Below are 22700 nucleotides of genomic sequence, written 5' to 3' on the forward strand. Positions count from 1 at the left end.
TGGCGATCGCCGTCCCGGTGCAGGACGCCGCGCGGCCCGCGGCCCGGCCGCCACTGGTGGTGTTCGCCTCCTTCTCGCTGGCCGCCCAGCAACGTGACGTGGACTCGCTGGTCACCGCCGCGCGCGCCGGAGCGCTGCCGGTCGTCCTGGCCGCGATCCTGCCCGCGCTGCTGGCGGCGGGCAGCGTGCTGCGCCCGGTGCGGCGGCTGCGCTCGGCCACCGAGAGCATGGCGGCGGGCGAACTGGACACCCGGATCACCGTCACCGGCGACGACGAACTGGCCGATCTCGGCCGCACCTTCAACACCATGGCCGCGACCCTGCAACGCGACACGGCCGTCCTGCGCGACATGGAGTCCCGTGCCCGCCGGTTCGCCGCCGACGTCTCCCACGAGCTGCGCACGCCGCTGGCCGCGATGACCGCCGTGACCGGCCTGCTGGACGAGGACGTCGCGGCGGGCCGGATGCCGCCCGAGACCGCCGAGGCCGTGGGGCTGGTCGCCGACGAGACGCGCAGGCTCGCCCGGCTCGTGGACGACCTGATGGAGGTGTCGCGGTTCGACGCCGGGGCCGCCGTCCTCACCCTCGACGAGGTCGACCTGGCACAGCTGGTGCGCAAGACGCTCGCGCTGCGGCACTGGCAGGCCCGCGTCCCCGTGGACGTCCCGGAGGGGCTGCGCGTGCGGCTCGACCCCCGCCGCATGGACGTGATCCTGGCCAACCTCGTCGGCAACGCACTGCGCCACGGCGGACCTGCGGCCACGGTACGGCTGCGGGCCCGGGCGGTCCCCGGCGGCGTCGCCCTCACCGTGACCGACGACGGACCGGGCATCGCCGCCGGCCTGCTGCCCTACGTCTTCGACCGGTTCACCAAGGGCGACGCCGCTCGTACCCGCAGCGAGGGCAGCGGTCTCGGCCTGGCCATCGCCTACGAGAACGCCCGCCTGCACGGCGGCACGCTGAGCGCCGCCAACGCCCCGGACGGCGGAGCGGTCTTCACCCTCACCCTGCCCTGGAACGGGCCGTGAGCCGCCTCCTGGCACCGGTTCTGCTGGCAGTGACGCTGACGGCGGCCTGCGCGATCACTGACACCGGTCCGACGCCCGCCGGTCCCGCGGCCACCGCGCTGGAGGGCGCGACCAGCCGGTCTGCCACCGTGCACGTGTACTTCTCCTCCGCGCTCGGACTGGAACGGGTGTCACGCCTCCACCGGGGCACCGACACGCTGCACGCCGCGCTCGAAGCGCTGGTGCAGGGCCCGGACGCGGCCGAACGCGCGCGTGGCCTGGTGAGCTTCGTCCCACCGGGCGCTCCGCTCCCGCCCGTCCGCATCGGCCCGCGCGGGCCGGTGGACGTCCGGCTGTCCTTCGGCTGGGGCATCGACCGTACCGCCGAACGGCAACTGGTGTGCACGGTGGCCGACACGGTCAGCACGACGGCGCGCGCCGCCCTGGGCTCCGTCCGGGTCAAGATCCATCGGGTCGACGGCTCGACCGGCATCCGCACCTGCACGCCATGACCGCATCTCGGAGATGTGCACGGTGTCGCGCGGCCGCGCGTAGGTGAGCAGTTCGCGGAACATCGGCGATTTCGGCGAGGTCTTTCGTAGGCGTGGCAACTCACGATGTCGGTGATGCGATGCCGTGGCCGGTTGCGGTTCTGGTGAATCGGCGGGCCAGGTGTTCGAAGGCGTCGGTGAGTTCGTCGGGGCCGATGACGTCGATGTCGGCGTCGAAGCGGGCGATGGCGGCGGCGAGGCTGGGCCAGGACCAGGATCCGAGGGTGAGCCGGCAGCGGTGGGGGCTGGTCTCCTCGACGATTCCCTCGCGGGTGTAGAGGGCCACGGTGGCGGCGGGCAGGTCGAGGATCACCGTGCCTTGGCAGGGCCAGTCGCCCGAGGCGTCGCCAGAGCCGCGGAACGTGCTGGTGACGAAGGTGGCGGCGTCTCCTCCGGGCAGTACGCGTGGAGTGAACCGGGGCCCGTTGGGGGTGCGCGGAGTGATCCGGTCGGCGCGGAAGGTGCGCCAGTCGTCGCGGTCGAGGTCCCAGGCGATGAGGTACCAGCGCCCGTCCCAGGTGATGACGTGGTGGGGTTCGACGCGGCGCGGGGGTTTGTCCGTGACCTCGGCGCCGTAGTCGAAGCGCAGGATCTCGTGGGCGTGGACGGCGGCGCTGATGGTCAGGAGCACGTCGCCGTCGACCGGGGTGGCCGGCCGGGTGACAGGTCGTTCAACGGCGGTGACGCGCAGCGCGTCGATGCGGTGCCGGAGTCGGGAGGGCATGATCTGCCGGATGGTGTTCAGTGCCCGTTCGGCGGGTTCGGCGAGGCCGTTGCCGGGGTTGGTGGCGACGATCTGCAAGGCGATGGTGAGGGCGACGGCCTGCTCGTCGTCGAACAGCAGCGGGGGTAGTTCGGTGCCGGCGCTGAGCCGGTAGCCGCCGTCAGGGCCTTTGACGGCTGCGATGGGGTAGCCGAGCTCGCGGAGCCGGTCGACATCGCGGCGCACAGTGCGCAGGCTGATGTCCAGGCGATCGGCCAGCACCGTGCCGGGCCAGTCCCGGCGGGTCTGCAGCAGCGACAGCAGAGCCAGCAGGCGGGCAGAAGTTTTCTGCATGAACCTCATTCTGCCGGGAGTAGGTGCCACATCCTGTCACCCACCCCTGCGAACCTTCGTATCGAGCCGGTCAGCCCCGCGCCCCGGACGGCCCCCTTCAACACTGACGGAGTCAGCACCATGTCCGATGTTCTGGGCGACCTGAACGGGTTCGGGATCCTGCTCGCTTCATCGCCTTGAGCCTGCTCGGCGGCGTCTGGTTCGCCGCCACCTACGGCGATGCGCCGCTGCTCGGCCTCATCGTCGGCAGCCTGATCGTCAGCGCCATTCCGCCGGCCATCTGAGACCAGCAGCACCGTGGGGACTCGCCGATTCGGTCGCCCGACGCCAACGAGACTTACCAGCCGATATCGGGCGTACCGCGCCCGGAGAATCAATAAGGAGTCACCGGCATGGCCATCTCCACCACCACCCACCTGAACTTCCGCGGCGACGCTCGCGCAGCGCTGGAGTTCTACCAGACCGTGTTCGGCGGCCACCTCACCACCATCGCGTACGGCGACTTCGGCATGCCGAAGGAACTGCCAGACGCCGACAAGATCGTCTTCGGCCAGGTCACGGCCGACAACGGCTTCAGCATCATGGCCTACGACGTGCCCAGCCAGGCACCGGCCGCCGCCGCGCCCGCCGCCACCACTCGCGAGCACGGCATGACGCTGACCGGCGAGCGGTTCTTCGTGTCCGTCCGCGGCGAAACCACCGAGGAAGTCGGGGCGCTGTGGGACAAGCTCACCGACGGCGCCGACATCATCGAGAAGTACGGCCCGTCGCAGTGGGCCCCGGGCTTCGGGATGCTGACCGACCGCTTCGGCGTCACCTGGATCCTCGACGTCGCCGCCCCGCACGCCGGCTGACCACCGACGCACTCATCCGGTCCGAGGCGGCCCGCCCCGGCCGCCTCGGACCACCCGGACCGCCGCCTTTGGAAGGAACAGATCATGCGCACTCGCCCCCTGGGCCGTACCGGCATCCAGGTCAGTCCCTACTGCCTCGGCACCATGATGTTCGGCCCGTTCGGCAACCCCGACCCCGACGACTGCGTCGCCATCATCCACCGGGCCCTCGACGCCGGCATCAACTTCATCGACACCGCCGACGTCTACGGCGGTGACGGCGAAACCGAACGGATCGTGGGCAGGGCGCTGCGCGGCCGACGCGACGACGTGGTGCTCGCCACCAAGGTCAACGGCCCCATGGGCACCGACCCCAACCATCGCGGCAGCTCCCGCCGCTGGATCGTCACCGCGGTCGAGAACTCGCTGCGGCGTCTCGGCGTCGACCACATCGACCTCTACCAGGTCCACCACCCCGAGCCCGGCACCGATATCGAGGAAACCCTCGCCGCCCTGACCGACCTGATGCAGGCGGGCAAGGTACGCGCGATCGGCCATTCCAGCCTGCCGGCCGCGGAGATCGTCGAGGCCCAATGGGTTTCCGAACGGCGCGGGCTGGCCCGCTTCCGCACCGAACAGCCGCCGTACTCGATCCTGAACCGCGGTATCGAGCGCGACGTCCTCCCGGTCTGCGAGCGTTACGGGCTGGGCACGCTGGTCTGGAGCCCGCTGGCTTCGGGTCTGCTCACCGGCCGCTACCGCAAGGGCGGCAACGAACAAGTCTCGAGCGCCCGCATGCACTGGGTGCCCAAGCACATGACCGACAAGCGCAACCACGATGCCGTCGCAGAACTCGTCCCGATCGCCGAGCAGGCCGGTCTGTCGCTCACCCATCTGGCCCTGGCCTTCGTCATCAGCCATCCCGCGGTCACCTCGGCGATCATCGGGCCCCGCACCATGGCGCAGCTCGGCGACCTGCTCGCCGGCGCCGGCACCACCCTCGACGACGACACCCTCGACCAGATCGACAAGGTGGTCCCGCCCGGGGTGAACCCGGGCACGCTCGACATCGCCTACGTACCACCCGCACTCGAGCAAGCCGACCTGCGCCGCCGCCGCACCGGGGAGCAGGCGTGCTCGCGCCCGCCGACCGGCGGGAAGGGTGGTCAGCGGGGCGGAGGGTCAGCGGGGGCGGCTGAGGGCGGCCTCGGCCAGGTCCGTCCACTGCTCGGCCGAGGAGTGGGGCACGACGACCCAGTCCTTGACCACTCTGCCCTGTCCTGAGGGGTCGAACAGGCACGCGCCGGGCAGCTCAAGCGCGGACGCGTGCTCGGGGGTGTCCCTGACCAGCCGGAACACCATCGCGCCGTCACGCTGCAGGCTCGCGAACACCTTGCCCGCCTGGTCCTTGAGGGCGGGCCTGCCCATCATCCTGGAGATCAGCACGCCCAGGTCGGCCAGCTCGGCGCCGACCTGCTTGAAGTCCTCTTCCGCGCTCATCCTCAGTCGCCCCCCGACTCCATGGCGGCGTGGGTCGAGCGGCTCACGGCGGCCGGGGTTCCTCCCAGGCCACACGCTCGTCCCGGCCCCGCCTTCCGGCCCGAACGGCGATCAGGGTAGCAGGACCGCCCCGATCCGAAGAACTCCCCCAATCCGGCCACGAACCAGGGGTCCGTGGCCGAGGAGCCGCGGGGGTGCCGGAGTCGGTGGGGGCGGATGTTGCTGGTTATTCTGTGGCACGTCGAGCCGGGTACGGCTCCCCGCCACGAGCCCCCACCGGAAGGCGACGACCGTGACAGCCTCCCCGCGCCGGAGCACGTGGCCGGCGACGACGGTGGCGGCGCACGCGGTCCTGGCCCTGCTGACGGTGCTCGTCCTGGCGGCTGTGCGGCACCTCGGGGCGGATTTGTGGCAGGTCGCCGCCGCGGCGGGCGCGGTCGTCCTGCTCCACGCGGGAGCGGCGGTGGTCCGTCGACGGCCGTGGCCGGGGTACACGATCGGCGCGCTGGCGATGCTCGTCCTGGTGCTGACGCCCGCCCTGAGCTGGTCGCCGAGCCTGCTGCCCTCGGCCGTCTGCTTCCCCTTCGCGTTGTGGCGGCTGACCGGCCTGGTCCCGGTCAGGTCGTCGGTGGTCGCGCTGGCCGTCGCCGTGCTCGGGATCGTCCTCACGGAGGTGGTGGCGTGGGCCCGGCTGCCGCCTGACACCCCTGTGTGGACCCGCCTGGTCGAAGGCGGGCTGCTGATGCTCGTGGTCGGTGGGGTGTGGCTCGCCGCCCTGCTGGTACATCGCAGGCACGAGGCCGACCGGCGAGCCGAGGGCGAACGGCTGGCCGCGGCGGTCGCGACCGAACGGGCCGGCATCCGCCGCGACCTGCACGACGTGATCGCCCACACGGTCACCGTCATGGTGGCCCGGATCGAGGCAGCGGCGGTGACGACGGCGGATCCGGCGACCCGCCGCGAACTCGGCGACATCGCCGAGGCCGGCCGGGACGCCCACCAAGGTCTGCGCGCGATGCTGGCCACCCTGGGCCCGGCCACCGCGGCGCCGCGCGCCGCCTCCCGGCCCGCGGCGGTCCCGATCTCGCTCGACGCCCTCCCCGGCCTCGTGGCGTCGGCGGCGAGCCCGCTCCACGCGGTGACGTACGCCGAGGTGGGCGAGCGGCGGCCGCTGAGCCTGAGCGCCGAGGTCGCGGTGGTCCGGACCGTGCAGGAGGGCATCACCAACGCGCTGCGCCACCTCGAACCCCCCGTCGAGGTGGCCGCCCGCCTGTGCTGGAGCCCGTCCGAGGTGGTCGTGGAGGTGCGCGACGACGGCGGCAAGGCGCCGCGCGACGCCGGCAGCACGGGAACCGGCCTGATGGGGATCGAGGAACGGGTGCGTACGGCGGGCGGCACCCTGTCGATCGACGACGGGGACGACGGATGGGTGCTGCGGGCGCGGCTCCCCACGAAGGAGGGCGCGTGACCGGCATCCACGTCATGCTCGTCGACGATCAGGAGCTGCTGCGGGCCTCGCTCCGCACGGTGTTGTCGGCCGACGAGCGCATCGAGGTCACCCACGACGTCGGCGACGGCGGCGACGCCGTCGAGGTCGTCCGGCGGCACCGCCTCGACGTGGTGCTGATGGACATCCGCATGCCGCGCATGGACGGGGTCGCCGCCACGGCGGAGATCGTCCGGATCGCGCCGGCGACCCGGGTGCTCATGCTGACGACGTTCGACGACGACGAACTGGTCGTGGCCGCCATCCGGGCGGGTGCGAGCGGCTACCTGACCAAGGACGTCCGGCCCGCCGCGCTGGCCCAGGCCGTGTGCGACGTCGCCGCCGGCACGTCGGCGCTGGCTCCGGGCGTGGCCGCGACGATCCTCGATCTCGTCCGTCAGGTGCCGACGCGGCGGACGGCGGCCCTGGACGGCCTCACCCCGCGCGAGGTCGAGGTCTTCGGCCTGCTCGCCCGCGGCAGGTCCAACGCCGAGATCCGCGCGGAGCTGGTGCTGAGCGAGAACACGGTGAAGTCGCACGTCCGGGCCATCCTGCAGAAGCTGGGCCTGCGCGACCGCGTGCACGTGGTGATCCACGCCTACGAGAACGGGCTCGTGGCGCGCGACGACCTGGCCGGCCGGATTCCATCCCATCGAGTGGCGCCGCCTCACCCTTTGGTGTGATGTCGCCCGAGGACGCCCGGCCTAGGTTCGACGTCGTGCTTTTTCCACGTCTGCCGCGCCTGTCCCGGGTGGCCTCCCTCCTCGTTCTCACCGCCGTCCTGCTCGGCTGGACGGCACCGGCGCACGCCGCCGGCGATCGGCTCGTCGACGACTACCGTTCCGTCTACGGCACGCCGGGCGTCGCGGCGGCCGTGATCGACGGGTCGTCGGTCGAGACGATCGTCCGCGGCCGGGACGGGGACGGCGAGGCGGTGACGTCGCGGACCCGGTTCCGGATCGCGTCGATGAGCAAGTCGATGACGGCGGCGGCGGTCATGCTGCTGGTCGACCGCGGCCGCCTCTCCCTGGACGACCCGGTCGTCAAGGTCCTGCCCGGCTTCAGGATGGCCGACCCGCGCTTCACCCGGATCACCGTGCGCCAGGCCCTCAGCCACACCTCGGGCCTGTCGAACAGCACCGACGACGAGTACGTGTTCCCGCCCGCGCGCGACGCGCGGGAGATCGTGGCCGGGCTGGCCGACAAGGCCCTGGCCGCCGATCCGGGCACCCGCTGGGAGTACCACAACACCAACTACTCGATCGCGGCGAGGATCGTCGAACTGCTGTCGGGGACGTCCTTCGACGCCTTCCTCCGCGCCGAGCTGTTCACGCCGCTGGGCATGACCGCCACCAGCTCGACGCCGGGCTGTTCCGATCGCGCCGAGGGCCTGCCGTCCGGGTACGAGGTCGTTCTCGGGGTCGCCGTCGCGGCGCCGGAGATGCCGGGGATGTGCTTCGGCAACGGCGGGGTGGTCTCGACGCTGGACGACATGGTGCGGTGGCTGCGGTTCAACCAGGGGACCTTCGGGGCGGGCCTGCTGAGTGCCGGCTCGCTGGCCGAGCTGCACACCGGCCGGCCGAAGGCCGGCGGCTACGCCCTGGGCTGGCGGTCCCGTCCCGTCACGGCGGGCGGTCCGCCGTCGCTGGTCGGCCACGGCGGGACGCTGGCGACGTGGACCGGGGACATGGTCTTCTCGCCCGGGACCGGCGTGGCCGCGCTCGTCCTGACCAACAGCGGCGGCGACCCCGGCCTGCTCTCGGCCAACCTCCTCGCCGAGCGGCTCGGGGCGCCGGCGACGCCGATGAGCAACCCGCTCACCGTCGTGAACGCGGTCCTGCTCGGGCTCACTGTGGGGATGACCGCGCTGCTGGTCACCGCGACCGTCCGGGCGCGCCGCTGGGCCGCGCGACGCCGTGCGGCGCGCCGGCCGCGGCTGGTTCCGCGGCTGCTGCCCCTCGCCGTGGTGACGGTGCTGGGCGCGCTGTTGCCGGCGCTGGTCTGGGGGCCGTTCGACATCCAGTACTGGATCGTCACCGTCTGGCTGCTGCCGCTGCTGGCGATCTTCTCCCTCGTCTGCTGCGCGCTCGGGGCGGTCGCGTTCGGCCGTCGGCTGCGGTGCTTGCGCCGCATGGCGAAGGAGTCTGCCTGAACGCGTCTCACAGGCCGTCCAGGAACTCGCGGACGACCTCGGTGAACCCCACGGGATCGTCGTCGTGCACCCAGTGACCGCAACCCGCGAACTCGCGCAGCACGGTGCCGGGCCGACGCGCGGCCATCCGCCTGGCCAGGGCCGTGGGCAGGACGAAGCTGTCCAGCCCGTGGACGAGCAGCGCCGGGCAGTCCGAGCCGAGCCAGTCGGCCCACCAGTCGCCCACCAGCGCCCGCTGCGAGGCCATCATGTCGTCGTGGTCGAACAGCAGCTCCCACCCGTCGCCGCGCTCGACGGCGCTGTCCAGGAAGTAGCCGGCGTCGGGAATGCCGCGCGCCTCGATGGCGCGGCGCAGCTCGTCCAGGGTGGCGGCGCGGCGGGGCCACCCGCTCACGTCCAGCACGGGATGCGGCACCTCCGGCGGACGGTTGTCCGCCCCGCCCTCCTCCACGACCAGCGCCCGGACCAGCTCCGGGTGCCGGGCGGCCAGCCGGAACGCGACCACGCCGCCCATGGAGTGGCCCAGCACGACCACCGGCCCCAGGCCGAGACCGCGCAGGAACGCGGCGGCGTCGGCCACGTACGCGTCCGGCTCGAAATCGCCGTCGCCGCGGGCGGAGTGCCCGTGCCCGCGCTGTTCCAGGGCGATCACGCGGTAGCGCGGGGCCAGCGCGCCGGCCAGGGACGCGAACATGCGCGCCCGCCCGAAATGCCCGTGCAGCGCCAGCACCACCCCGTCCCCCGAGGGCCGCCCCTCACCCGCGTCCAGCCAGGCCAGACGCAGCCCGCGGACGGTCGCGTACCTCTGCGTCGTGAACGCCATCGACCCGCTCCTCCCCCGGACGGGCCCGACCCGTCCAAAAGATGATCATGGCAGACCGCGGACAGTGCTCCGCCCGCAGGATGACGGCTGATCATCCATCCGGCGGACGACGCCCCGGACGCCGCCTCCCTACCGTGTTCCACGCGATGGGGCGCATTCGGCTCCCCATGCAGACAAAAGGGCGGGAATGATCATGGGGAAGACGCGTACCAGCATCGACGACATCGCCGCGTACGGCGCTGAGCTCGACGAGGGCCAGCTGCTCCAGGTGAGCGGCGGCGCCAAGAGCCAGGTCATCGTGATCCACGGCGGCCACTCGCACACCTCCGGCGACAGCAACTAGTACGCCGCGGGGGCGCGGCCCGGGTCGCGCCCCCGACCGGAACCACGCTGATGATCCTCGTACTGACCTGCGACGGAGACGAGCACGCCGAGCGCGTCGTGGGCACGCTCGCCGCGGCGGACGTCACCGTCTTCGACCCCGCGCGCTTCCCCGCCGACGCCACCTTGCAGATCGGCCATCCGGGAGACGGCTCGACCGTCCGCGCCCTCGTCCAGGACGGACGACGTCTCGTCCTCGACGAGCTGACCGCGATCTGGTACCGCCGCCCGGGCAACCCGGTGGCCCATCCTCGGACCGTCGCCCGCGACCACGTCGAGGAGGAGTGCCGCGTCCTGGCCGAGAGCCTGTGGGACGGCCTGGGGTGCCTCAAGGTCCCGGCCTCCAGGCCGGTCATCGACCGTGCGGGGCGCAAGCCGTACCAGCTGGAGGTGGCCAGGCGGCTGGGCTTCGACCTGCCCGCGACGCTGATCACCAACGATCCCGACTGCTTCCTCGACTTCTACGACCGGCACGAGGGCCGGGTGATCACCAAGCCCGTGCACGGCAATCAGCCGGAGGCGGGCGGTGAGCGGTTCGGGCGGTTCGCGGCGCCCGTGACCCCGGCCGACCTCGGTCACGCCGACGCCCTGCGCCTGTGCCCGGTCATCGTCCAGGCGTACGTTCCCAAGCGGGTCGAGGTGCGGGTGACGGTGGTGGGCGGCGAGCTCTTCGCCGCGGAGATCCACTCCCAGGTCAGCAACCACACCCGCTACGACTGGCGGCACTACGACCCCGGGGCCACCCCCGTCCTGCCGCACGACCTGTCCGGCGACGTCGCCGGACGCTGCCTGGAGCTGGTCGAGCGGCTCGGCCTGACGTACGGCGCGATCGACCTGATCCTCACGCCGGACGGCCGCCACGTCTTCCTGGAGATCAACCCGAACGGCCAGTTCCTGTGGATCGAGGACGCGACCGGGCTGCCGATCAGCACGGCGATCGGCGAACTGCTCAAGAACGGAGTGCGGCGATGACGTACGGGCCGATGCTCGCCGACGCGGTGGGCCTGCTCAGCTCGGGCGCGCCCGAGGGCGGCCTGGAGGGGTTCCGCGCGGCGTACCCGCACACCCGGACGCGACTGGTCGCCCAGCGCGAGGAGTTCGACGGGTCACTGCACCACGCCCTGCTCATCAAGGACGGCGACGGCGCCACGATCTCGCTGTCCTGGTGCTCCGACCGGGCCCTGCCGTGGCCGTTGCGCGGCGTGCACCGCGCGGGCGAGCACCTGCTGCTCCGGGTCAACGGCATCGAGACCCCCGTGGCCAGGGCGATCGCCTGCCTGGACTTCATCTGGGACGAGTCCGCGCTGGCCGACCGGCTCATCGCCGACAGCCTCGTACGCGAGGAGCTGGCGGAGGCGCGGGAACCGCTGAGCGACGCCGCGCTGCAGCAGGCGATGGACGCCTTCCGCCGCGCACGCGGCCTGCTGACCGGGGCGGCGACCCGGGCCTGGATGGACCGCAACCGCATCTCCCACCGGGAGCTGGAGGAGCTGGTCGCGGTCGAGGCCGCCGTCGCCGCGCTGCGCTCGCGGGTGGCCGCGGGACGGGTGGAGGACTGGTTCGCCGAACACGGCGGGGAGTTCGACGTCGTCCGGGTCGCGCGCGTGGTGTTCGCCGACGTACCGGCCGTGCCCGACGCGGCCGCGTTCCTCCAGATGGTCGAGCGGGCCTTCGCCGACGGCAGCGCCCGGCCGGGCGAGGTGTTCGCCACCCTCCGCCGGGGCGACCTCGACGCGGAGACGGCCGAGCGGATCTTCGGGGCGCCTCCCGGGACGGTCGCCGGGCCGTTCCCCGTGGAGGGCGGGCACCTGCTGGTCAAGGTCCTGGCGGTGGAGCCGGCCGTGCTCGACGGGACGGTCCGCGACCTCGTCGAGCGCCGGATCTTCGGCGAATGGATCGAGGAGCGCAGGCACGCGGCCAAGATCGAGTGGTTCTGGGGGGTCGCGGAACGGACGTCGGGCAGGTGACGCCGCTTCCGTACCAGGGAAAGGCGGTTCGTCCCCATCGGGGTGCCCCGGCGGCCGCCCTCGCCCTGGCCACCACCGCCGCCGGCCTGGCCCTGCTGACGGCCGCCCCCCGCCGCGCGTATCCAGGCCGGCACGGCTCAGGCGAGCACAGCGCGAGAGGATCGCCAAGTCCGGCACGTGGCCCTGCAACGGCAAGTACGGCATCGTCCGCCAGGGTCGGCAGCGGTCAGCCCGGCACGTCGGTGGGGAAACGTTCGTAGCCCAGCACCGCGAGGAGTTCCAGCTTCTCGCGGGCCTCGGTGCGCGGCGGAGCGGTGAGCACCAGGAGCGCCTGTGACTGATCCTCGGTGAACAGTGCCTGGCAGTCGAGCTCGATCGGCCCGAGCCGGGGATGGACGATGATCTTGTGGTCCGCGAAGCGGGCGGCGACCTCGTGCCGGTCCCACAGCGCGACGAACTCCGTGCTCGCCTTGCACAGCGTCCGCACGAGCTCGCCGGCCCGCGAGCGCGGCCCCATCGTGCCGTACGCGGCCCGCAGGTTCGCGACCAGGGCGCGGCTCTGCCGGTCGCGGTCGTCCTCGGGGTAGACGAGCCGCTCGCCGGGGTCGGTGAACCAGCGGTAGATGTCGCTCCTGGCAAGCCCGGTGTGGGCGGACCTGTCGCCGAACAGCGCCTCGGCCATGCGGTTCTGCACGAGCGTCTCGCACAGGTTGGACATGATGAGCGCGGGGGTGTCGCTGAGCCGGTCGAGGACGCGCAGCAGCGCGGGGGCGACGTGCGTGGCCGCCGTGACGGCGGCCGGGGCGTTCTGGCCCGCCACCCGGAACAGGTAGTCGCGCTCGTCGGTGGTCAGCCGCAGCGCGCGGGCCAGCGCGGCGAGCATCTGGAGGCTGGGCTGCGGGCCGCGCCGCTGTTCGAGCCGGGTGTAGTAGTCGGTCGACATCATGGCGAGGGCGGCGACCTCCTCGCGCCGCAGCCCCGGGGCGCGGCGGCGGGCACCCGTGGGCAGTCCGACGTCCTCGGGCTGCAGCGACTCGCGGCGGCGTCGGAGGAAGTCGGCGAGCGATGCGCGGTCCATGCCTCCCAGTATCGTGCCGCCTCACCAGGGCTGATGACCGTCAGCCAGGGATCGCCGATCCCCCGATGAGCGCTCTCTGCACCCGCTGCGCCCGGAGGGGGAACCTGGACGGCATGAACATCTCAGGCAACACCGTCTTCATCCCCGGTTCCACGAGCGGGATCGGGCTCGCCCTCGCCCTCGCGCTGCATGCCAGGGGGAACACCGTCATCGTCGGCGGGCGGCGCGCCGACCTGCTGGAGCGGATCGCGGCCGAGCACCCGGGCCTCGACACCGTGCGGATCGACACCGCGGACGCCGCGAGCGTCGAGTCGGCCGCGAAGGAGGTCCTGGCCAGGCACCCCGATCTCAACGTGCTGGTCACGATGGCGGGGATCATGCGCGTCGAGGACTGGCACGACCCCGCGACGTTCCTCGCCACGGCCGAGGAGACCGTGACGACCAACGTGCTGGGCCCGATCCGGCTCATCGCCGCGTTCATCGAGCACCTGCGGTCCCGGCCGGACGCGACGATCGTCACCGTCTCCTCGGGGCTGGCGTTCGCGCCGCTGAGGATCACGCCGAGCTACAACGCCTCGAAGGCGGCCGTCCACATGCTCAGCGAGTCGATCCGGCTGCAACTGGCCGACACGTCGGTGAAGATCGTGGAGCTCGAACCGCCGGCCGTGCGCACCGCGCTGCTGCCCGGCGAGGAGTTCGTCGAGCACGCGATGCCTCTGGAGGAGTTCGTGGCAGAGGTCATGGAGCTGCTGGAGACCCGGCCGGACGCGAAGGAGATCCAGGTCGAGCGGGTGAAGTTCCTGCGGTACGGCGAGGCGCGCGGCGACTACGACCAGGTCGTGGCCACCCTGAACGCCTAGCGCGACGTCCCCTGCCTCGCCGGACGCGAGCTCCTCTGGCAGGGTTCGGCCATGCACGATCACGAACTGGACGACGGGGTGGTACGGCTCCGCGCGTGGACCGACGAGGACGCCGGCTGGTACGCCGAGAGCGTGCGCGACCCGCTCATCCAGCGGTTCACGACCGACTCGCCGACCCTGGACGCCGCGCAGGTGCTGGCCGCGATCGTCCGGCTGCGCGAGTCAGAGGCCGGCGAGGGCTTCCTCGTCTGCGACTCGGTCACCGGGCGGCGGCTGGGCAACATCGCGCTGCGGCATGACGGCCGGTTCGGTGAGATCTCCTACTGGGTGGCCGCCGAGGCGCGCGGGCGCGGGGTGGCGACCAGGGCCGTGGCCCTGTTCAGCGCCTGGGCCTTCCGGAACGTCGGCCTGGGCGAGCTGTGGCTGCGTGCTCATCGCGACAACGTCGCCTCGCGGCTGGTGGCATCGCGCACGGGGTTCCGTCGTGATCCACGGCGGGACGAGACGCAGGAGGTCAAGGGCGAGGTGTGGCCGATGCTCGGTTATGCGCTCGCCCGGCCCGCGTCCTGACCGGGGACGGCGTACTGCGCCATTCCAGGCCGGCGGCAGTCTCCATTCGAGTATGCGGGTCTGCGCCATTCTCAAGTTCAGGCCGGCGACATTCTTGCTGTGCGACCATGGGCGGGTGTCCCCCGTTTCCGGTGCCGTCACGTGGACCGCCGTTGCCGCCGCGCTCATCCAGGCGGTCGCAACAATGCATGACGTTCGTCACGGCCGGAATTCCGACTCACCCATGGCCGCGGCGAACACCCTGGTGATCAGGATGTGCCTGGTCGCCACGGTGTTCGCGGCCGTGTGGGTGGCAATGGTGAGCTACGCGCAGGAACGCCGGCAGTTCGCCACACTTTCCTACATCGCGATCCGCGACGACCTGGACACCCCGTTCATTCAATTGGCGCTCTTCGTCGGCGACGTGGTCGCCGAGATGCTCTTTCCCATTCTGGCGGCGGGGGTACTCGGCGCGGCCATCAACATTCTGCTCACCGAACGCCCGAGCAGGCCCGAGACGTTTGTCCATGTCGCGACGCTGGTCACGATCACGGCAGCCGGCGTGTCGGTCATCGCCACCAAGTTCAGCATTTCCCATGACTTTCACATTCCCTGGCTGATCATCGTCATCGCCACCGTCAACAACCTTCTGGCGACCGCCATCGGCCCCCTCAGACGACCACGTGACGACGGCGGCCACATTGACGGCCGGGCCGTTCAAAGCCCCGCCCGAGGACGGGTGTTGACCGTTCTGGGATGGACACTGGGCGCCCTGGCATTGTCGGTGCCCCTCGTCGGCAGCTCGCTGTACAAGGAGCTGGTGTCCAACGCGGATCTTCCCTTGTGGGCGCCGCCGCTGATCGCGGTCGCGATCGTGGTGCCTCCGATGCTGCTCTACGGTGTCAGCGTCGATCTCCTGAAACGGGGAAGGCGGCACCGCCACCGGATCATCCCGTCGTTCGAGGAGCTCGCCGGGAAGCGGTATCTGCTCTATCTGCGCCCCTTCGCCGTCGACCCCGCGATGGCCCTGCCCCCGGACCAGGCTCCGGGCTGGACCACCCGTTCGCCCTTCGAGCTGCCCGGGACGCAGGAGGAGTTCCTGGTGCGTCAGTTCCGCGGGCTGGGTCGCGTCGTCGCGATCGGGCAACCCGGCGAACGCCTGCCGGAGCTGGGGGCCGAACGCGGATATCTGCCGGTCGACGACTGGCAGCGCACGGTGAGCGGGCTGATCCGGGGCGCGCACGCGGTGATCATGACAGCGGCCCCCGGTCCCGGGACGATGTGGGAGTTCACCGAGGCGCTCCGCACCACCACGCCCGCCCGGCTGCTGCTGCTCGTCTATGACGACGAGATCTACCACGCCTTCCGGGAGAGCGCCGCCCAGGAGTACGCGACGAGGTCGTCCGCCGAGCCGGACGTCGACTGGCCTCCCCTACCGCTGCTGCCGGACATCCCGCCGCCCGACCCGCACGCCAAGGGCCTCCGCTGGGACTTCCCGCTCCAGGGAATCCTGTCCTTCGACCACGCGTGGCGTCCGCGGTTCACCCCGTTCCCGCCGACCGTGCCGCGACTGAGGCATGTGTGGACCATCCGCCGGCTGGTGCGGCGCAAACTGAGGCCCGTACTGCACCCGGTGTCCCAGTTGCCCCCGGCGCCGCCCCGGTGATGAGTACGGACACGCGGCTGGACGGGGTCGACGAGCTCTCGTTCTCGGGGATGGCGGAGCGGCACCGGCGGGAGCTGCACGTGCACTGCTACCGCATGCTCGGGTCGTTCGAGGACGCCGAGGACACCGTCCAGGAGACGTTCCTGCGTGCCCGGCGGCGAGGTGCTGTGGTTGCAGCCCTACCCGGACCGGCTGCCCGCGGGCGACGCGGACGAGCCCGAGACCGTCGCGGTCGCGCGGAGACGATCGAGCTGGCCTACCTGGTCGCGGTCCAGCACCTCGCGCCGCGCCCGCGGGCTCACCGCGCTGCTGCGGGACGACGTCCGCTGCTCGATGCCGCCCACGCCGGGTCTGTGCGTCGGCCGCGACATGGTGGTGAGCGACTGGGTCGAGAGCGGTTTCGTGGACCTGAGGGGCCTGCGCGCCGTCCCCACGGCCGTGAACCGGCAACCCGCCGTCGCCTTCCACCTCTGGCGGCAGGCGGAGGGCGCGTACCTGCCGCTGACGATCGACGTCCTGCGCGTCACCGGCGGAGCGATCACCGAGGTCGTCATCTTCCACGACGACCAGTTCCCGCGGCTCGGCCTGCCGGAGCGCCTGCCCGCGGACGGCACGTCATCGAACGACGGAGGAACGCCATGAACACCGGGAACGACACCGAAGGCGTCGCAGGCCGGGCGGTTCCGGTGGACGGCGGGGTCGCTGACCGCGATCTCGCTGGTCCCCTCCTGTCCGGGGCGGACACCGCCACCGTCACCGCCCTCCTCGGGCTCCACCTCGTCCCGGCGACGGTGGTGATCCCCGTCCTGGCGCGCAGCCGGCGCGCCAGGACCGGCTGACGGTCCCGCTACGGGTGTCCGTCGCGCTCGCCGGCGAAGGCCGGGGGCCGGTCAGGCGGTCTCGCCGACGATGCGCTGGTGCCATTCCGCCAGCTCGACGAGCAGCCCGTCGGCCGCGCCGCCGAACATCGCCGTCAGTTCCTCCGCGTCGTCCACCACCACCACGTGATCCAGCAGGTCCGCGCGCAGCCGGGCCGCCCTCGGGTCGCCGGCGCCGTCCGGGTCGAAGGCGGTGGCGGCCAGGAACAGGCCGCCGACCCCGGCCAGCGCCGCGGTCTGCCGGGCCTGCGTGCCGAGCACGGTCGCCGCGTCCGCCGGTACGACCGGCAGCGCCGGCCGCCCGTCGCGGAGCAGCAGCGTCAGCGGGCGAGCGGGCACCTGCTCCCCCGCCTCGCCCGCCGGCACGTGGGTGCTCCCGTCGGCGTGCCGGGCGGTGTGCCGGGGACGCCCCCACGGCACACCGTCCGCCTGGTCCTGCGCACTCGCGCGCGTGAACAGGCCGCCGTCGGCGTCGACGACGAGATCCCCGGGCTGCCACTGCTCGCCATCAAGCGGAATGTGCGCATTCGTCATGCCTGAACGCTACGCCCTGGTTGCGACAAATCTTCGTGGCGTGCGGACGCCTGTGGTGGGCATCTGTCAGGACATGGTGGAGGCGCACGGTTGGGGCAGGCCGCGGGTGGCGGTGTCGAGCTGCCTGCTCGGCGAGCCCGTACGGCACAACGGCGGGCACAGCCGCGCCCGATTCCTGACGCAGGAGCTGGCGCCGTTCGTGGACTGGGTGCCGATCTGCCCCGAGATGGAGATCGGCCTCGGCGCGCCCCGCGAGACGCTGCGTCTGGAACGTTCCCCCGCCGGCCCCCGCCTGATGACCCGGCAGAGCCGCCGCGACCTCACCGCCGCCATGGACGACCTGGCCGCCGAACGCTCCCCGCGCCTGGCGGCCGACGGTTACGTGTTCAAGGCCAAGAGCCCGAGCTGCGGCATCCACGGCATCCCGCTCTACGCCGGGGACAACGCGGTGACCAGGAACAACCGGGGCCTGTTCGCCGACGCGGTGATCGAGGGCCACCCGCTGCTGCCCGTCGAGGACGAGGGCCGGCTCAACGACGCGGTCCTGCGAGAGGCGTTCGTCGAGCGCATCTTCGCCCACGCGCGGCTGCGCGAGCTGCTGGAGGGCGACTGGCGGCCGCGCGACCTGGTCGCCTTCCAGGCCCGGCACAAGATGCAACTGCTGGCCCACTCCCCCGACGGCTACCGCGAGACCGGCCGCCTGGTGGCCGCCGCGGGCGTCCGGCCGCGCGAGGAGCTCGCCGAGGAGTACGGCAGGGCGTTCCGGGAGGCGATGGCGGTCAAGGCGTCGATCGGGCGCAACGTCAACGTGCTGCAACACTGCCTCGGCATGGTCGGGGACGAGCTGGACCCGGTGCGCCGCGCCGACCTCGTCGAGGTCATCGGCTCGTACGCGGCGCACCGGGTGGCGCTGAGCGTGCCGCTCACGTTGCTGCGCCACCATGCCAGGGGCGAGGCGGCCACGTACGTCCAGGACCAGACGTACTTCTCGCCCTATCCGGAGGAGCTGGGCCTGCGCAACCACGTCGTGTGACCCCGCCGCGCCGGGCGGACCGGCGCGGCGGGCACGCGCCTACAGGGGGGTGGGCTCGGTCGGCAGCTGGCCGCCGGACTCCGGGGTTTCGGGGGTGCGCGGCGGCACGTGGTGCACCCGCGCCGAACCGATCTCGAAGTACAGGCCGACCAGCGTCAGCTGCCCCGCTCTGACCTGCTCGTCGACCTTGCGGTAGGTCCGCAGGTTCTCCAGCTGCTGCTGGATGTTGAGCCGGCACAGCGCGTCGAGCGAGGCGTCCTCGGCGGAGGTGTCGTGGCCGTCCTCGCCGAGCCGGTCGATGCTGGGACGGCCGTGCCGGAGCCAGCGGCTGAGCTGCGGCAGGCCCTCGATGGTCGCCGGGCCCTTCAGCAGCGCCGCCATCGCGCCGCAGCCGGAGTGGCCGCAGACGGTGATGGTGTGCACGTTCAGGACGCCGGTGGCGTACTCGATGGCGGCGGCCACCGAGTCGTCGTGCGGCTCGGAGCCGGCGCACGGCACCAGGTTGCCGATGTTGCGGACCGTGAACAGGTCGCCGGGCCCGCTGGAGGTGATCAGGCTGGGCACGACCCGGGAGTCGGCGCAGGTGATGAACAGGTGGGAGGGCCGCTGCTGGGTGGCGAGCTGGGTGAAGATGGGCCGCAGCAGCGGGGCCGTGCGCTTGTGGAACTCGTCCGCGCCCTGGGCGAGCCGGCACTCGATCGCCGCCGTGGCCGACAGCGGACGACCGCGGTGGGTCCACGGCAGCCACCAGCGGCCGGGCGCCTTGGGCGGGCTCTTGGCCGGGAACATGCGTCCGCCGCTGGCCGCCATCGTGTACCACTCGTCGTGCAGCTCGTCGATGGTGACCGTTCCGCCCAGGCGTTCGTGGTCGAGCCGCCAGGAGTGGATCGCGTCGAAGGCGGCGTTGTCCATGAAGTCGATGTTCAGGTCGAGGTCGACGGCGACGCCGGGCGGGATGGCGCGCAGCTCCTGGGTCAGCCGGGGCACGCCCAGGAAGGTGAGCGAGCCGGAGACCGTCGCGTGCATGACCCCGCCGGGTTCCTGCCGCTTGTCCACCGTCACCCGGGTCAGCCGCCGCAACGCCAGCAGCGCGGCCAGCGCCAGCCCGGCCAGGACGCCCTCGGCGAGCCCGACCAGGATCACGCCCGACATGGTCATGACGTAGACGGGCACCTCGTTGTGGCCGTGGACCTTCCTGAGGTGGCCGAGGCTGATGGTCTTGATGCCGATGAAGACCAGCAGCGCGGCCAGCGCCTCCATCGGGATCAGCTTGATCGTCCAGCCCAGGCAGAGGGCGAACAGCAGGACCCAGACGCCGTGCAGGATCGCCGCCCAGCGGGTGCGGGCGCCCGCCTGGATGTTGGTGGTGCTGCGCACGATCACGCCGGCGACCGGGAGCCCGCCGAGGAAGCCGCTCACCATGTTGGCCACACCCTGGCCGGTCAGCTCGCGGTCGAGGTCGGAGCGGGGGCCGGTGTGCATGCTGTCGGTGGCCACGCAGCACAGCAGCGACTCCGCCCCGGCCACCAGCGCCACCAGCAGCACGCCCATGGCGATGTGCTGCCAGTCGCCGGCCGGCAGCACCGGAGGCGCCCACGCGGTGATCGCGCCGGACAGGTCGATGCGGGTGACGTTCCAGCCGAACACCGCGGCGGTGACGGCGGCGGCGAGCAGCGCGGCCAGCGGCGCGGGGATCGCCCGGACGGGCTTGGGCATCCGGCTCCAGGCCAGCAGGACCGTGATGGTGAGGATGCCGACCATCACCTTGTGGCCGTGCAGGTCCATGATCTGGCTGGGCAGCTCGGCCAGGTTGGCCCACGGCGACTGCTCGGGGCTGCCGCCGAGGACGACGTGCAGCTGGGCGAGCGCGATGATGATGCCGACCCCGGCGAGCATGCCGTGCACGACCGCGGGCGAGACCGCGAGCGCGGCCCGGGCCGCCTTGAACGCGCCGAGCACCACCTGAAGGGCGCCGGCCACGATCGTGATCAGGCAGGTGGCGCGCCAGCCGTAGGTCTGCACCAGACCGGCGATCACCACCGTCAGGCTCGCGGTCGGGCCGCTGACCTGCACCACCGAGCCGCCCAGGCGCCCGGCGACGATGCCGCCCACGGCGGCGGCGACGAGCCCGGCGGCCAGCGGCGCCCCCGCGGCCAGGGCCACGCCGAGCGAGAGGGGCACCGCGACGAGGAACACCACCAGCGATGCCGGCACATCGTGTCTGAGAGTACGCATGACGCTACTCTCCGTAGTTATATTCATGCGGCACACCTTAGTGCCAGATCAACCCCACGTCGGACGACGGTAAAACGCGCCGGACTTGTCCGGTTGCCCGGCGCGCCGCGCCCACCGTGACGCCCTACAGGGCGGCGTCCTCGCAACTCACCGTGACCAGGGCGGAGAACACGTGCGTACGCGCGTCCTGGGAGGTCACCGACTCGAACACCTGGCACGTCGTGAACCCGTGACGCAGCGCGTTCGAGCGGGCGTCGGACTCGGCGTCGGCGAGCGCGACGTTCTCGGCGAGGTTCCGGCCGAAGCCGTCGAACAGCGTGCCCGTCCGCGCGGCGGCGGGCGTCGCGACGACCGCCGCGAGGGCGGCGCCGGCCAGTACCGCCGCCGGCACCTTTCTCCTCAGGTACGTCATGGTCCCCTCCTGGATCGGGATGGATCGGCCTGCACCTGTTGGGGCGTTCCAAGCCGTTCCATCCCGCCGTGCCTAGGAGGAGGCGCTGGGGATCTTCAGGGGGTCGCGGGGGGCCTCGGCCTTCGCCTTGTCCATCTCCTCACCCAGCTCCCGCAGCCGGTTGCGGCCCATGGACTCGCGCACCTGCGGGAACCACTCCTTCTCCTCCTCCTCGACGTGGTGGCGGACGTTCTCCATGAGCACCGTCATCTTGGCGTCGTAGCGCTCGTCGGCCGGGTCGAGGTCCTTCAGCTCCGCCAGCATCCAGACGACGACGTGGTGTTCCTCGACGCTCTCCAGGATGTGGTCGGTGGTGTCCGGGGTGTCCGCGCGGGCGGCCGGGTAGAAGATCGTCTCCTCGATGTAGGTGTGCGCGGTCAGCTCCTCGATGACCTGCGCGACGATCTTCTGCTTGGTCTTGTGGGCGCCGGAGCCCGCCTTCTCGAACTCCTTGAACAGCTTCTCCACTGTCTTGTGGTCCTCTTTGAGCAGCACGATCGCGTCCATGGACGGCCTCCCTGGGGTCGGGGCGCCCGGCGGGGGACGAAGATTGCCGGGCGTCGGGTCCGGCCCAGGTACCCCGAGGTCAGGCGCTCACACCCGCGTCCTCAGTGACGTTCCTGACGGGGCAGCACCACGTGGTTGACGATCACCTGGACGGCGGCGGCGACCGGGATGGCCAGCAGGGCCCCCACCACGCCGAGCAGGGCGCCGCCGATGAGGGCGGCCACGATGGTGGCGGCGGCCGGCACGTCCACGGACGACTTCATCACCTTGGGCGCGATCAGGTAGTTCTCGATCTGCTGGTAGACGATGAAGAAGATGAGCGTGGCGATGGCCACCGGGAGCGAGGCGAACAGCGCGACCAGCGTGGCGATGCCCGCGCCGATGAACGCGCCGATGAGCGGGATGAGGTCGGTGAGGGCCACGATGATCGCCAGCGCGAGCGCGTACGGCACGCCCGCGATCGACAGGAAGACGAACGTGGTGACGCCCGCGATCAGGGAGATGATCAGGTTGCCGGCCACGTAGCCGCCGACCCGGGCGAGGATCTCGTCGCCGAGCAGCCGGGCCCGGTCCCTGCGGCTGCGCGGGATCAGCCGGTAGCCGGTGCGCGTGATCGAGCGCAGCGCGCCCAGGAAGTACAGGGTGAGGATGAGCACGGTCAGCGTGGAGAACACGGCGCTGACCACGATCGAGGCGATGCCGAGCAGCCCGCCGAACACCTGCCGGCCGAGGTCGCCGCTGGTCAGGTACGCCTGCAGCCGTTCCAGGAGCTGGTAGCGCTGGTCCAGGTCGCGGATCTGGGGGTTGTTCTGCAACTGCTGGATGTAGGTGGGCAACTGGTCGGCGAACTGGCCCGCCTGCTCCGACAGCGCCGGGATGACCGCCATGGCGAACCCGGCGAACAGCACGATCACCGCCGCGAACACCGCGGTGATCGCGGCCCAGCGGGGCAGGCCGTGCTCCTCCAGCCACCGCACGGCGGGGTCCAGGCCGACGGCCAGGAACAACGACACGACGATCAGCATGAGCATCGAGGCGCTGGCGGTGAGCGCCTGGACCAGCAGCCAGGCGGTCAGCACACCGAGCGCGGCGGTGAACCCGAAGACGAAGGGCGTGCTGCCGAACGGCCGTCCGGGCCTGCCGAAGGGCAGG

General features: G+C 72.1%; 25 protein-coding genes and 1 pseudogene. 17 read left to right on the plus strand and 9 right to left on the minus strand.

The window, feature by feature from the left end; all coding sequences use genetic code 11:
* The first annotated feature begins 17 nt into the window (after positions 1–17).
* Both AB0J97_RS48010 and AB0J97_RS48015 read left to right on the plus strand, forming a co-directional pair.
* Complete coding sequence (locus AB0J97_RS48010) at positions 18–1028, plus strand: HAMP domain-containing sensor histidine kinase (RefSeq protein WP_364103046.1); 1011 nt, start codon at positions 18–20, stop codon at positions 1026–1028.
* Complete coding sequence (locus AB0J97_RS48015) at positions 1025–1519, plus strand: hypothetical protein (RefSeq protein WP_364103049.1); 495 nt, start codon at positions 1025–1027, stop codon at positions 1517–1519. The genes AB0J97_RS48010 and AB0J97_RS48015 overlap by 4 nt, the downstream gene beginning before the upstream one ends.
* 100 nt (positions 1520–1619) lie before the next feature.
* Here the strand turns inward: AB0J97_RS48015 and AB0J97_RS48020 are convergent, their stop codons facing one another.
* The gene (locus AB0J97_RS48020) at positions 1620–2615 is read right to left on the minus strand and encodes a YafY family protein (protein WP_364103052.1); all 996 of its coding nucleotides are present in this window, start codon (positions 2613–2615) and stop codon (positions 1620–1622) included.
* Between the two features lie 392 nt (positions 2616–3007).
* Between AB0J97_RS48020 and AB0J97_RS48025 the strand changes: the two genes are divergently transcribed.
* Both AB0J97_RS48025 and AB0J97_RS48030 read left to right on the plus strand, forming a co-directional pair.
* The gene (locus AB0J97_RS48025) at positions 3008–3469 is read left to right on the plus strand and encodes a VOC family protein (RefSeq protein WP_357707903.1); all 462 of its coding nucleotides are present in this window, start codon (positions 3008–3010) and stop codon (positions 3467–3469) included.
* An 84-nt stretch (positions 3470–3553) separates the two neighbouring features.
* The gene (locus AB0J97_RS48030) at positions 3554–4732 is read left to right on the plus strand and encodes an aldo/keto reductase (RefSeq protein ID WP_364103055.1); all 1179 of its coding nucleotides are present in this window, start codon (positions 3554–3556) and stop codon (positions 4730–4732) included.
* Here the strand turns inward: AB0J97_RS48030 and AB0J97_RS48035 are convergent.
* The gene (locus AB0J97_RS48035) at positions 4631–4948 is read right to left on the minus strand and encodes a hypothetical protein (RefSeq protein WP_357707899.1); all 318 of its coding nucleotides are present in this window, start codon (positions 4946–4948) and stop codon (positions 4631–4633) included. The genes AB0J97_RS48030 and AB0J97_RS48035 overlap by 102 nt on opposite strands.
* Before the next feature lie 292 nt (positions 4949–5240).
* Between AB0J97_RS48035 and AB0J97_RS48040 the strand changes: the two genes are divergently transcribed.
* Genes AB0J97_RS48040 through AB0J97_RS48050 form a run of 3 tightly spaced genes read left to right on the plus strand, consistent with a single transcriptional unit; the run spans position 5241 to position 8586 of the window.
* A complete protein-coding gene (locus AB0J97_RS48040; protein ID WP_364103058.1) occupies positions 5241–6416 on the plus strand; it encodes a histidine kinase in 1176 nt (391 codons plus the stop codon).
* Complete coding sequence (locus tag AB0J97_RS48045) at positions 6413–7117, plus strand: response regulator transcription factor (protein ID WP_364103061.1); 705 nt, start codon at positions 6413–6415, stop codon at positions 7115–7117. The genes AB0J97_RS48040 and AB0J97_RS48045 overlap by 4 nt, the downstream gene beginning before the upstream one ends.
* 35 nt (positions 7118–7152) lie before the next feature.
* Positions 7153–8586: a serine hydrolase domain-containing protein gene (locus tag AB0J97_RS48050; RefSeq protein WP_364103064.1), complete on the plus strand. Its 1434-nt coding sequence runs from the start codon at positions 7153–7155 to the stop codon at positions 8584–8586.
* Positions 8587–8593: 7 nt separating this feature from the next.
* On the opposite strand, the gene AB0J97_RS48055 is transcribed toward AB0J97_RS48050, so the two are convergent.
* Entirely contained in the window at positions 8594–9409 is an 816-nt protein-coding gene (locus AB0J97_RS48055) for an alpha/beta hydrolase (RefSeq protein ID WP_364103067.1), read from the minus strand.
* 193 nt (positions 9410–9602) lie between these two features.
* Here AB0J97_RS48055 and AB0J97_RS48060 point away from each other — a divergent pair, with 193 nt between their 5' ends.
* The 3 genes from AB0J97_RS48060 to AB0J97_RS48070 are packed head-to-tail and all read left to right on the plus strand — an operon-like array spanning position 9603 to position 11757.
* Positions 9603–9752, plus strand: coding sequence for a hypothetical protein (locus AB0J97_RS48060; protein ID WP_357707891.1), 150 nt, complete (start codon positions 9603–9605; stop codon positions 9750–9752).
* 50 nt (positions 9753–9802) lie between these two features.
* Positions 9803–10762, plus strand: a complete 960-nt coding sequence (locus tag AB0J97_RS48065; protein WP_364103070.1) for an MvdC/MvdD family ATP grasp protein — start codon at positions 9803–9805, stop codon at positions 10760–10762.
* Positions 10759–11757: a TIGR04500 family putative peptide maturation system protein gene (locus tag AB0J97_RS48070; RefSeq protein WP_364103073.1), complete on the plus strand. Its 999-nt coding sequence runs from the start codon at positions 10759–10761 to the stop codon at positions 11755–11757. Before AB0J97_RS48065 ends, AB0J97_RS48070 begins: the two co-directional genes overlap by 4 nt.
* 226 nt (positions 11758–11983) lie before the next feature.
* Here AB0J97_RS48070 and AB0J97_RS48075 read toward each other — a convergent pair whose 3' ends face one another.
* Positions 11984–12835 (minus strand): helix-turn-helix transcriptional regulator, encoded by an 852-nt coding sequence (locus tag AB0J97_RS48075; protein ID WP_364103076.1) that lies wholly within the window; start codon positions 12833–12835, stop codon positions 11984–11986.
* Positions 12836–12948: 113 nt separating this feature from the next.
* Between AB0J97_RS48075 and AB0J97_RS48080 the strand changes: the two genes are divergently transcribed.
* The 6 genes and pseudogenes from AB0J97_RS48080 to AB0J97_RS48105 all read left to right on the plus strand — a co-directional run bounded on the left by AB0J97_RS48080 (position 12949) and on the right by AB0J97_RS48105 (position 16749).
* On the plus strand, positions 12949–13695 hold the full coding sequence (locus AB0J97_RS48080; protein WP_364103079.1) for an SDR family NAD(P)-dependent oxidoreductase: 747 nt from the start codon (positions 12949–12951) through the stop codon (positions 13693–13695).
* A gap of 51 nt (positions 13696–13746) precedes the next feature.
* A complete protein-coding gene (locus AB0J97_RS48085) occupies positions 13747–14265 on the plus strand; it encodes a GNAT family N-acetyltransferase (protein ID WP_364103082.1) in 519 nt (172 codons plus the stop codon).
* Positions 14266–14380: 115 nt separating this feature from the next.
* Entirely contained in the window at positions 14381–15910 is a 1530-nt protein-coding gene (locus AB0J97_RS48090; RefSeq protein WP_364103085.1) for a hypothetical protein, read from the plus strand.
* Positions 15911–15960: 50 nt separating this feature from the next.
* Positions 15961–16068 (plus strand): annotated as a pseudogene (locus AB0J97_RS48095) (sigma factor); the annotation flags it as partial.
* Positions 16058–16552 (plus strand): hypothetical protein, encoded by a 495-nt coding sequence (locus tag AB0J97_RS48100; protein ID WP_364103104.1) that lies wholly within the window; start codon positions 16058–16060, stop codon positions 16550–16552. The pseudogene AB0J97_RS48095 and the gene AB0J97_RS48100, both read left to right, overlap by 11 nt.
* On the plus strand, positions 16549–16749 hold the full coding sequence (locus AB0J97_RS48105) for a DUF6069 family protein (protein WP_364103098.1): 201 nt from the start codon (positions 16549–16551) through the stop codon (positions 16747–16749). The genes AB0J97_RS48100 and AB0J97_RS48105 overlap by 4 nt, the downstream gene beginning before the upstream one ends.
* Before the next feature lie 51 nt (positions 16750–16800).
* Here AB0J97_RS48105 and AB0J97_RS48110 read toward each other — a convergent pair whose 3' ends face one another.
* A complete protein-coding gene (locus AB0J97_RS48110; protein WP_357707884.1) occupies positions 16801–17322 on the minus strand; it encodes a hypothetical protein in 522 nt (173 codons plus the stop codon).
* A 73-nt stretch (positions 17323–17395) separates the two neighbouring features.
* Between AB0J97_RS48110 and AB0J97_RS48115 the strand changes: the two genes are divergently transcribed.
* Positions 17396–18355: a DUF523 and DUF1722 domain-containing protein gene (locus AB0J97_RS48115; RefSeq protein WP_364103101.1), complete on the plus strand. Its 960-nt coding sequence runs from the start codon at positions 17396–17398 to the stop codon at positions 18353–18355.
* Positions 18356–18394: 39 nt separating this feature from the next.
* Here AB0J97_RS48115 and AB0J97_RS48120 read toward each other — a convergent pair whose 3' ends face one another.
* The 4 genes from AB0J97_RS48120 to AB0J97_RS48135 all read right to left on the minus strand — a co-directional run.
* Positions 18395–20590 carry a SulP family inorganic anion transporter gene (locus AB0J97_RS48120; protein WP_364103088.1) on the minus strand — a complete coding sequence of 732 codons (2196 nt, stop codon included), beginning with the start codon at positions 20588–20590 and terminating at the stop codon, positions 18395–18397.
* Between the two features lie 124 nt (positions 20591–20714).
* A complete protein-coding gene (locus AB0J97_RS48125; RefSeq protein ID WP_357707882.1) occupies positions 20715–21002 on the minus strand; it encodes a hypothetical protein in 288 nt (95 codons plus the stop codon).
* Between the two features lie 72 nt (positions 21003–21074).
* A complete protein-coding gene (locus AB0J97_RS48130; protein WP_357707881.1) occupies positions 21075–21548 on the minus strand; it encodes a hemerythrin domain-containing protein in 474 nt (157 codons plus the stop codon).
* A gap of 101 nt (positions 21549–21649) precedes the next feature.
* Positions 21650–22700 (minus strand): AI-2E family transporter (locus AB0J97_RS48135; RefSeq protein ID WP_364103092.1); only part of this gene is annotated, 1051 nt, incomplete at its 5' end.

It is taken from the genome of Nonomuraea sp. NPDC049607 (assembly GCF_040675375.1).
GTDB lineage: Bacteria > Actinomycetota > Actinomycetes > Streptosporangiales > Streptosporangiaceae > Nonomuraea.

Excerpts from the sequence above, each read along its gene's own strand:
- AB0J97_RS48130 (WP_357707881.1), bottom strand. The coding sequence starts at position 21,548 with ATGGACGCGATCGTGCTGCTCAAAGAGGACCACAAGACAGTGGAGAAG.
- AB0J97_RS48075 (WP_364103076.1), bottom strand. The coding sequence starts at position 12,835 with ATGGACCGCGCATCGCTCGCCGACTTCCTCCGACGCCGCCGCGAGTCG.
- AB0J97_RS48080 (WP_364103079.1), top strand. The coding sequence starts at position 12,949 with ATGAACATCTCAGGCAACACCGTCTTCATCCCCGGTTCCACGAGCGGG.
- AB0J97_RS48125 (WP_357707882.1), bottom strand. The coding sequence starts at position 21,002 with ATGACGTACCTGAGGAGAAAGGTGCCGGCGGCGGTACTGGCCGGCGCC.
- AB0J97_RS48030 (WP_364103055.1), top strand. The coding sequence starts at position 3,554 with ATGCGCACTCGCCCCCTGGGCCGTACCGGCATCCAGGTCAGTCCCTAC.
- AB0J97_RS48115 (WP_364103101.1), top strand. The coding sequence starts at position 17,396 with ATGGTGGAGGCGCACGGTTGGGGCAGGCCGCGGGTGGCGGTGTCGAGC.
- AB0J97_RS48105 (WP_364103098.1), top strand. The coding sequence starts at position 16,549 with ATGAACACCGGGAACGACACCGAAGGCGTCGCAGGCCGGGCGGTTCCG.
- AB0J97_RS48035 (WP_357707899.1), bottom strand. The coding sequence starts at position 4,948 with ATGAGCGCGGAAGAGGACTTCAAGCAGGTCGGCGCCGAGCTGGCCGAC.
- AB0J97_RS48060 (WP_357707891.1), top strand. The coding sequence starts at position 9,603 with ATGGGGAAGACGCGTACCAGCATCGACGACATCGCCGCGTACGGCGCT.
- AB0J97_RS48085 (WP_364103082.1), top strand. The coding sequence starts at position 13,747 with ATGCACGATCACGAACTGGACGACGGGGTGGTACGGCTCCGCGCGTGG.
- AB0J97_RS48020 (WP_364103052.1), bottom strand. The coding sequence starts at position 2,615 with ATGCAGAAAACTTCTGCCCGCCTGCTGGCTCTGCTGTCGCTGCTGCAG.
- AB0J97_RS48070 (WP_364103073.1), top strand. The coding sequence starts at position 10,759 with ATGACGTACGGGCCGATGCTCGCCGACGCGGTGGGCCTGCTCAGCTCG.
- AB0J97_RS48120 (WP_364103088.1), bottom strand. The coding sequence starts at position 20,590 with ATGCGTACTCTCAGACACGATGTGCCGGCATCGCTGGTGGTGTTCCTC.
- AB0J97_RS48110 (WP_357707884.1), bottom strand. The coding sequence starts at position 17,322 with ATGACGAATGCGCACATTCCGCTTGATGGCGAGCAGTGGCAGCCCGGG.
- AB0J97_RS48065 (WP_364103070.1), top strand. The coding sequence starts at position 9,803 with ATGATCCTCGTACTGACCTGCGACGGAGACGAGCACGCCGAGCGCGTC.
- AB0J97_RS48025 (WP_357707903.1), top strand. The coding sequence starts at position 3,008 with ATGGCCATCTCCACCACCACCCACCTGAACTTCCGCGGCGACGCTCGC.
- AB0J97_RS48055 (WP_364103067.1), bottom strand. The coding sequence starts at position 9,409 with ATGGCGTTCACGACGCAGAGGTACGCGACCGTCCGCGGGCTGCGTCTG.